Origin of the sequence: Imtechella halotolerans (assembly GCF_028743515.2) — a bacterium.
GTDB lineage: Bacteria > Bacteroidota > Bacteroidia > Flavobacteriales > Flavobacteriaceae > Imtechella > Imtechella halotolerans.
This window is the reverse complement of sequence record NZ_CP117969.2, coordinates 1-2,500: the sequence shown is the minus strand read 5'-3', so window position 1 is coordinate 2,500 and position 2,500 is coordinate 1. Positions and strand designations below refer to the sequence as shown.

The 2,500-nt window shown below is 45.4% G+C and carries 2 tRNA genes and 2 rRNA genes (1 of these 4 cut by a window edge); all 4 read right to left on the bottom strand.

From position 1 onward, the window contains the following. Positions 1–159, bottom strand: a 23S ribosomal RNA gene (locus PT603_RS00020) (it extends 2,663 nt beyond the left edge of the window). Between the two features lie 148 nt (positions 160–307). Continuing rightward, positions 308–381, bottom strand: a tRNA-Ala gene (locus PT603_RS00015). A 122-nt stretch (positions 382–503) separates the two neighbouring features. Then, a tRNA-Ile gene (locus PT603_RS00010) sits at positions 504–577 on the bottom strand. A gap of 68 nt (positions 578–645) precedes the next feature. Beyond that, positions 646–2,161 (bottom strand): 16S ribosomal RNA (locus PT603_RS00005). The 16S and 23S rRNA genes sit together here with 2 tRNA genes alongside, the layout of an rRNA operon. Between the last annotated feature and the right edge of the window lie 339 nt (positions 2,162–2,500).

Below are 2,500 nucleotides of genomic sequence, written 5' to 3'. Positions count from 1 at the left end.
CCTTGCGGATACTATGTCTTCAACATAGTGGGTTGCCCCATTCGGATATCATCGGATCAATTCGTATGTGCCAATCCCCGATGCTTTTCGCAGCTTATCACGTCCTTCTTCGCCTCTGAGAGCCTAGGCATCCCCCATACGCCCTTAATTAGCTTATTGCTTTTTGTGTTGAATACATACCTATGGTATGCATTCTTCTTTCTATACTTTCTATATGCGTTTTTCTCGTATTTCTCTTTATCTCAATATGTCAATGAACGTTTCGGCTCCAGTATTTACTTTCTCGTACATACCTTCATAACCCTAGTGGAGAATATCGGAGTCGAACCGATGACCTCCTGCGTGCAAGGCAGGCGCTCTAGCCAGCTGAGCTAATCCCCCATTCCTTCTTAAAGCGAATGTTGAATTATGAATGTTGAATTTATAATTCAATCCTCAACTTCCAGAATTTCCTTCAATATCTTTTTATGAACGTATACCTATATCACTATAAGTACTTGTTGTAGTCCCGGGCAGACTCGAACTGCCGACCCCTACATTATCAGTGTAGTACTCTAACCAGCTGAGCTACGAGACTCTGTATTGATTATTAACAGCTTAAGCAAATCACTCGAGCACATAACATATTTACTGCTATTGCTCTAGAAAGGAGGTGTTCCAGCCGCACCTTCCGGTACGGCTACCTTGTTACGACTTAGCCCCAGTTACTAGTTTTACCCTAGGCAGCTCCTTGCGGTCACCGACTTCAGGTACCCCCAGCTTCCATGGCTTGACGGGCGGTGTGTACAAGGCCCGGGAACGTATTCACCGGATCATGGCTGATATCCGATTACTAGCGATTCCAGCTTCACGAAGTCGAGTTGCAGACTTCGATCCGAACTGAGACAAGCTTTATAGATTCGCTCCTGGTCACCCAGTGGCTGCTCTCTGTACTTGCCATTGTAGCACGTGTGTGGCCCAGGACGTAAGGGCCGTGATGATTTGACGTCATCCCCACCTTCCTCACGGTTTGCACCGGCAGTCTGGCTAGAGTCCCCACCATTATGTGCTGGTAACTAACCACAGGGGTTGCGCTCGTTATAGGACTTAACCTGACACCTCACGGCACGAGCTGACGACAACCATGCAGCACCTTGTAAATTGCCCGAAGGAAAGTCTATCTCTAAACCTGTCAATCTACATTTAAGCCCTGGTAAGGTTCCTCGCGTATCATCGAATTAAACCACATGCTCCACCGCTTGTGCGGGCCCCCGTCAATTCCTTTGAGTTTCATTCTTGCGAACGTACTCCCCAGGTGGGATACTTATCACTTTCGCTTAGCCACTCAGCTTGCGCCGAACAGCTAGTATCCATCGTTTACGGCGTGGACTACCAGGGTATCTAATCCTGTTCGCTCCCCACGCTTTCGTCCATCAGCGTCAATAAATTGTTAGTGATCTGCCTTCGCAATCGGTATTCTATGTAATATCTATGCATTTCACCGCTACACTACATATTCTAACCACTTCACAATTATTCAAGACTAGCAGTATCAAAGGCAATTTTACGGTTGAGCCGCAAACTTTCACCTCTGACTTACAAGCCCGCCTACGGACCCTTTAAACCCAATGATTCCGGATAACGCTTGCATCCTCCGTATTACCGCGGCTGCTGGCACGGAGTTAGCCGATGCTTATTCGCATGGTACCGTCATCAACCTACACGTAGGCCTTATTCTTCCCATACAAAAGCAGTTTACAACCCATAGGGCCGTCTTCCTGCACGCGGCATGGCTGGGTCAGTCTTCCGACCATTGCCCAATATTCCTCACTGCTGCCTCCCGTAGGAGTCTGGTCCGTGTCTCAGTACCAGTGTGGGGGATCTCCCTCTCAGGACCCCTACCCATCGTTGCCTTGGTATGCCGTTACCATACCAACTAGCTAATGGGACGCATGCTCATCTTGTACCGCCGAAGCTTTAGTATAAATATGAGGCCATATCTATACACTATGAGGTATTAATCCAAATTTCTCTGGGCTATCCCTCTGTACAAGGTAGATTGCATACGCGTTACGCACCCGTGCGCCGGTCTCAAGGTTACAAGTAACCTCTACCCCTCGACTTGCATGTGTTAGGCCTGCCGCTAGCGTTCATCCTGAGCCAGGATCAAACTCTTCATCGTTAATCTTTATATAATATAAAACATACAATAAATAGTCTCTACTCAAGGATTTGCTTAAATCTTTTTTCCAATTTTACCGAAGTAATCTTGGTGCTGTTAACAATATATCAATGAACTTTATTTCTTTATTAATTGCGCTTCCGTATCAAAGCGGGTGCAAAAGTAACACTCTTTTTTATTTTGACAAACTTTTTTTGAAATTTTTTTTAAACTCCTCAAAACCTCTCATCACCAATAAAATCAAGCACTCAATGAACTTTCACTTCCCTATCAAAGCGGCTGCAAAAGTAATACTCTTTTTTATTCTGACAAGCTTTTTTTGAAATTTTTTTTAAACCC